This window comes from Mesorhizobium sp. J18 (assembly GCF_007829525.1).
Lineage (GTDB): Bacteria > Pseudomonadota > Alphaproteobacteria > Rhizobiales > Rhizobiaceae > VLJP01.
On sequence record NZ_VLJP01000074.1, the window covers coordinates 1 to 6,124 of the forward strand.

Below are 6,124 nucleotides of genomic sequence, written 5' to 3' on the forward strand. Positions count from 1 at the left end.
TACTTTACGATTATGGTTCCTTGCATTCCATTTTTTTCGAGATCGCGGACGGACCATGTATGGAATCCTGGTCTGGCTGCGACGAACTGGACCTGGATTGTTCCGTGTGCGTCGAATTCGAGCCATGCTGGTGCGCCGTTCATGTGCACTTCGAGGTCGTTGATCACGATCTGGTTCATCCAGACATTTCGGAACAGGTCGGTGAAGAACTTGTATTCGAGATTGCCCTGGGATGTGATCTTCCAGCGATAGGCCTGGCCCGCCTCCAGCTCGAAACTGGTCTGGTTGACCGCGAAGTCGTCTTCGGCGGAGCCGAGGATCAGTTCCGGCAGGTCCTTGCTTGCCAATGTCACCTGGCCGCCGTCGTCATCATCGTCATCGTCATCCTGGGCCATGACGGCCTGGGATTGCAGCATGGCCGCCAGAGTAGCGGCCATGAGAGCCATGAGAAATTTTCGCATCGGGTATCCTCCACTTGTCAATCCTGCTTGGGTAATCCTGCTTGGTCAGTTCTGCTCATTCATTCGGGGACACGACGACGCCCCAGGGCTGCTCGCCCACGGTCACCGACTGCACGGCCTCGTCGGTTGCCACGTCGATGAAGGTGACGTCGTTGGAGATGCCGTTGGTGCTGACGATCATCTTCTGGTCCGGCGTGAAGGCGAGCTGCCAGACGCGCTGGCCGACCAGGACATATTTCTCGACCTCGTAGGTCTCGGCATTGACCACGGCGACGCGGTTGGCGGGGCCGAGCGCCACATAGGCCTTCCTGCCGTCGGCGCTGATGCGCACGCCCACCGGCTGGATCGATTCGGGACGCAGGCCGGGTATCTCGAATGTGATCTTGTGCTTGATCTCGCGCGAGGCATTGTCGATTACCGACACGGTGCCACCGATCTCGGCGCTGACCCAGACCTCCGATCCGTCCGGCTTGAACTCGGCGAAGCGCGGGCGCGAATCCACCAGCACGTTATGCGTGATCTGATGGGTTTCGGTATCGATGAAATGGGCCATGTTGGTCGTCTCGGAGGTGTTGACCAGCGTCTTGCCGTCCGGACTGATGCCCATGCCTTCCGGCTCGACGCCGACGGGGATCTCCGTCACAACCCTCTTGCTTTCCACATCGATCGCCGTGACCAGATTGTCGTCCTCATTGGCGACATAGAGCATCTTGCCGTCGGGAGAGAGCACGAAGAGTTCCGGGTCCGGCCCCGAAGGCAGCGTGCCGACGATCGAATGGCTGGAGGTGTCGATGATCTCGACGGTGTCGTCGTCGGAGGCGCACAGATAGATGAACTTGCCGTCATGGGAAATGGTTATCCCGCGCGGCCGCTGGCCCGTATCGATGGTGTCGACCACCTCCATGGTCTCGGTGTCGATGACGGTGACCGTGTTGCCCCGCTCATTCGACACATAGGCCATATATGCGGAGGCCGGAGACGACATCGCCGCCCCCGCGACGATCGCGCCGGCAAGCACGTATAGGTGATTTCGCATTCACTCTCCTCCCACTGCAATGGTCAGTTCAGATCGCAACTGGTCTCGGGCTCGTCGATCCCCAGCGTGTCCAGCTCCGATACCTGGTGCAGGAAGCCTTCCTGCGGCGATGTCGAGACGACGGAGCGGCCGTCGCCGAGGAAGACCGGCTGGCGCAATTGCTGGTTCCACTTGCGGAAGGTCAGCCGCTGGCCGCGGAACGCGGCGACCTGGAAATCGTCGGAGCGCACGAACTCGGCCACCTTCGCCGGATCGCCGCTCTGCGTCCGCGTCACCGCTTCCCCGATCACCCGCGCCGCCGTCCAGGCCGACATGTCCTTCGACAGCATGCGGCGGCCGATCGCATCCACGAACCGGTTCTGGATCTGCGTGCCGCCCCACTGCTCGCTGGCCGGATGCCAGGCGGAGGCAACGAGCCCCGCCGTGCCGGCTACCGGACGCGGAACCCAGGTGCGGTAGGGCAGGTAGGTCCCGAAGACCTCGCTCTCGTCGGCCACCAGCATCACGTCGTGCTCGGGAAGGTCCTGCGTGAAGACCGGCATCTGCCGCTGGATCTGCACGACGCCCGTGTCGCTGCGCCGCGCCGTGCCCCTGTCCTCGAACAGCTTCTCCGCCACGATCTGCCCGCCGAAGCGGTCCGCCGCCCGCCGCAGCGCATCCGCAAAGAGCCGGTCCGGCTCATGCGACCCATAAAGCAGCACCCAGCGCCGCCACTGCTTCCAGATCAGATACTGCGCCAGCCCGTCCGCAAGCATGGTGCGCGTCGGCGCGGTGTGGAACACGTTCGCCCGGCACTCCTCCTCGCGCAGGACATCGTCATGCGCGCCGACATTGAAGATGATGACACCCTCCTGGCCGGCAAGATCGGCAATCGACAGAAGCTGCTCGGCCGAAAGGTCGGCCAGGATATAGCGCACCCCCTTCGCCATCATCTCCCGGAAGGCCCCGGTCACGTCCGAGCCAGGCTCGACCTCGGTCACATCAAGCGTGAATTCCTGGCCCAGAAACGCGCCCGTCGTGTTGTTGTCGGCGATCGCAACCTCCGCACCCGCAACACCCTCATCGCGCGGCGGAACGTCAAGAACCGACAATGCAAGCCCAGGCGCATAAGCCCGCATATAACCAACCCGGATCTCAAGGGGTTCAGGTTTGGCTGCATTTTGCTGAGCTGCCGCGTCAGTCACGGCAAGCCCCAGAAACGCGGACAAGAAGACAATGACAACCGGCACCATGCTCTTCATGAGAAGGTGTTCCACTCTACGCGCGCGCCAGCCGACGAATGGCATAGCTGATGCGCTATGACGGTGCCCTTTCCGGTGTCCGCGCCGCCAAGCATTCAGGAGGTAGGTAGCCAACCCTTCCCGGTCCCTTGGCATGCGGACACGCTGGCCTGTATCCAGGCAATGTCAGCTTAACGAAGCCGGCCTTGTTCGACTACGGTAGTAATTCTTGACTTTATTGGAAAAAGTTCCCGCTTCCGTTGCCAAAACTTCCCGCACTGCGGCCCGCGACATGATAAAATTTTGCGCGCCGCGGCTCCTGGCATGGTGAGCCTAGGCAGACCACCGTTCGACCGCCTCCCTCTCACAAGGAAGCTGAATGCTCAGCCGGCTGCTGTCTTTGATGTCTCGCTTGAAAGCACCCGCGGCTGGGCGGAAGAGGAGACATATTGAATCGCCATGCGGATTAACTCGGGAAGGTTGCGAGCACCGAGCTTTGCCTTGAGCTGGGAGCAGGTATTGGCCACGGTCTTGTAACTGACATTAAGCTCACGGCTGATCTCTTGATAAGGCTTGCCTTCGGCAAGCAGGGTGAGCGTTTGCAGTTCTCTGGGCGAAAGATCGCTAAGGGGGCCGATGCTGCGGCGGGTGCCCAGCAGTGCCACCTGCACGGCAATATCGTGGTTGAGATAAGGCTTTCCGCGTCGCACCGTTTCGAATGCCTCAAGAAAATCGCGTGGTCCCGCATCCTTCAAGACATAGCCGGTAGCGCCGGCCTCCAGAGCGCGACTGACGATGAAGGGATCGCTATGCATGCTGAGCACAAGAATGGGAAGGCGGGGATCCTGGAGGCGCATGCGGCCAACGAGATCGAGGCCGCCGAGCCTGTTGCCTTGCAAGGCGAGGTCGATGATGACCACTTCCGGACGGCTGCGCCGGAAAAGTCGATAGCCGGCGACGGCGCTGCTCGCCTCCTGGATTTCGCAGACACCGGAATCCTGCAGGACGCGTCGGCAACCCTGCAACACCATGGGGTGGTCATCGATGACGAGAACCCGCGTCATTGTCGGCTCCTTCGTTGCCCTTTCCGCCCGTCCGGTATTCGCGACAACTCGTCGATTGGAATCGAGATGTCCAGGCAGGTGCCGGCGCCCGGCTGGCTCGTCAGTGTCAGCATGCCGCCGAGCGCGCGGACCCGTTCGTCCATGCCGGTCAGGCCGAGGCCCCAGGATACACCGGGTGTTACTCCATGTCCGTCGTCCCGAATCGACAGGCGGAGCACCGGCGAAGCCTGTGATCCGCCGCCATCCTCCGTGTTATACGGCCGTTCCGTCAAATCGACCGCGATCATGGTGGCCTCCCCATGCCGCTCGGCATTGGTGATGCCCTCCTGCAGACAGCGATAAACCGTGAGGTCGACGGAATCGCCGTAACTGTCGGCAAGGCGGCCGACCGCCAGGGTGATGCGGACCTTCGGATTGAACCGCTCGAAGTCCGCGACCACTCCCGAGATGATGTCGGCGAGGGGCACGTGACCGAGCGCCATGGGACGGATTTTGCCGAGCAGGCGGCGGTTCAGGATTTGAATCTTCTCGGTGATCTCGGTGAGGGTAGCGACCCGGTCGCGCAGACGGTCGGCTGTCGCGTCCGGGAGCTCGCCCGCAAGTTGTTCAAGCGAAGCGACGTTTGCCTTCATGCCGAACAGACACGGTCCGATCTCGTCGTGAAGTTCCGTCGCTATCTGGCGACGCTCATCGTCCTGAACGGAAATCAGTCGCTTCGTCAGGCGGATATTGTCGGCGTTCGCCGCGCCGAGGCGGCTGGCAAGGGCGTTGAAACGGTCGGAGATATCCGCCAACTCCCGTACCCTTGGTTGGGCAAGCCGATGCTGAAACTGGCCTTGCTCCAATTCGCGCAGGCCTGCCGCCAATTTTGTGAGGGGATGGAGCACCCGGCCAAGGGCGATGTAAAGAATTGCAAGGACCGCCGCATTGAGGGTGAGAGCGATGATGGCCAGATGTTTGGTGTCCCGCCAGACTTCGGCGATCTCATCGGCAGCATGGCCGATCATGACAACCGATCCTATCTGGTGGCCGTTCAGGACGATCTTCATTTCCCGGCGGATATCGCCGACATTGATGAGTGCCGTGAACCAGTCAGGCACGCCAGCCTTGTCGTCAGCAGCAGCACCTACGGTCTCGGCCGGGAGCAATGGAGCCAGGCTCCCATTCCCGTCAGCGAACAGGATCCGTACATGCCGCAGATGGCCAAGTTCGAGTCCAAGGTCCCGGAAAAGGGCGATCCCACCGTTATCCGCGCTGCTGCGCCCGACGGCTTCGCGCACCAGACGCCCCGCCAGGTGCATCGAAGCCGTGATCTCTTCCTGGGCTGCCTGTCTTGCGTCATAGATGACGACGATCGCGGCAACTATGCCTGCGGCAAGATTTACCAATAGGAATGCAGTAAGGATTTGCCTCCGCAAGGAGATTCTGTGCCAGAGCCGGCCTGCAAGGTCCTTCGATCGTGGAATTGCCCGCTCGACCCTGATCGACTGGCCCGGAGTGTCGTGCAACACGGTATTCGGGTGGTCCACAGCGATTCCGGCCATCATCCGTTCCTAAACACAACTGTAACCCACAGCCATCGGCCCCAGAATGGCCAGGCTGGCTCAAAAACCTTACCGCCAGACAGTGAAACCGGCGATCATCTGTTGTTCAAGCAGATTTTTGGTACGTTTCCCGGGAACTTCCGGCAATGATTTTGCGCAGGACTTCCATAGCCTCGGTCTGCCGGTCCCGATAGGCTGGCCCGGCGCTGGAGAGACTGTCCAGCGCGAGCACACGACATGGGCGTCCGAAAGGCTCATCCCTAATCCCGACACTGAGCTTTCGGACGCCCAATCCTGGCGACGGCTTCACGCCGTTATCTGCCAACGTGCCGTTACCTGCCAACCCACGTGCCGTTTCATGCCAAACGCAGCCAGCGGGACCGTCGCGCCAGATGTTTGATCTCGATCTGGATGCCGCAGCAGTACCCAGTTCTCTCCTTTGTTCTGAAATGGCGCACCCGACAGGATTCGAACCTGTGACCTTTGGCTTCGGAGGCCAACACTCTATCCAGCTGAGCTACGGGTGCATGCTCTATTTTGCCTAGCCCGAGCGACCAGTGAAGGTCAACGGTTTAGGCCGAAATCATCATCGCTTCGCCAACAGATCAAAGCCGCAACTCAACGTCCGCTACGCTATCCGCTTTCCCGCCACCATTTCCACCAAATTGCTTACGTGGTGCTTACGTGGAAAATTTCGCGGTCTCGGTGGCTTTTTGGCTTAGCCTTTAAACTCCTGTATTCACTTCACTTTTTTCATCGCCGGCTTACGCAAACACCCTTGACAGCAGCCTTCGGAGGG

General features: G+C 60.9%; 6 protein-coding genes and 1 tRNA gene. 1 reads left to right on the forward strand and 6 read right to left on the reverse strand.

The window, feature by feature from the left end:
* The 5 genes from L598_RS19605 to L598_RS21875 all read right to left on the reverse strand — a co-directional run.
* Nucleotides 1-461 (reverse strand): hypothetical protein (locus tag L598_RS19605; RefSeq protein ID WP_144862632.1); only part of this gene is annotated, 461 nt, incomplete at its 3' end.
* Between the two features lie 55 nt (nucleotides 462-516).
* The gene (locus L598_RS19610) at nucleotides 517-1,497 is read right to left on the reverse strand and encodes a YVTN family beta-propeller repeat protein (protein ID WP_186445011.1); all 981 of its coding nucleotides are present in this window, start codon (nucleotides 1,495-1,497) and stop codon (nucleotides 517-519) included.
* Nucleotides 1,498-1,520: 23 nt separating this feature from the next.
* The gene (locus L598_RS19615) at nucleotides 1,521-2,738 is read right to left on the reverse strand and encodes an ABC transporter substrate-binding protein (RefSeq protein ID WP_144865410.1); all 1,218 of its coding nucleotides are present in this window, start codon (nucleotides 2,736-2,738) and stop codon (nucleotides 1,521-1,523) included.
* Between the two features lie 362 nt (nucleotides 2,739-3,100).
* On the reverse strand, nucleotides 3,101-3,781 hold the full coding sequence (locus L598_RS19620) for a response regulator transcription factor (protein ID WP_144865412.1): 681 nt from the start codon (nucleotides 3,779-3,781) through the stop codon (nucleotides 3,101-3,103).
* Nucleotides 3,778-4,263, reverse strand: a complete 486-nt coding sequence (locus L598_RS21875; protein WP_246658847.1) for an ATP-binding protein — start codon at nucleotides 4,261-4,263, stop codon at nucleotides 3,778-3,780. The genes L598_RS19620 and L598_RS21875 overlap by 4 nt, the downstream gene beginning before the upstream one ends.
* Between L598_RS21875 and L598_RS21880 the strand changes: the two genes are divergently transcribed.
* Nucleotides 4,249-5,172 (forward strand): hypothetical protein, encoded by a 924-nt coding sequence (locus L598_RS21880; RefSeq protein WP_246658848.1) that lies wholly within the window; start codon nucleotides 4,249-4,251, stop codon nucleotides 5,170-5,172. The two genes, L598_RS21875 and L598_RS21880, sit on opposite strands and share 15 nt — an antisense overlap.
* Nucleotides 5,173-5,775: 603 nt before the next feature.
* Here L598_RS21880 and L598_RS19630 read toward each other — a convergent pair.
* Nucleotides 5,776-5,852: transfer RNA gene (locus tag L598_RS19630), tRNA-Arg, on the reverse strand.
* Nucleotides 5,853-6,124 lie beyond the last annotated feature (272 nt).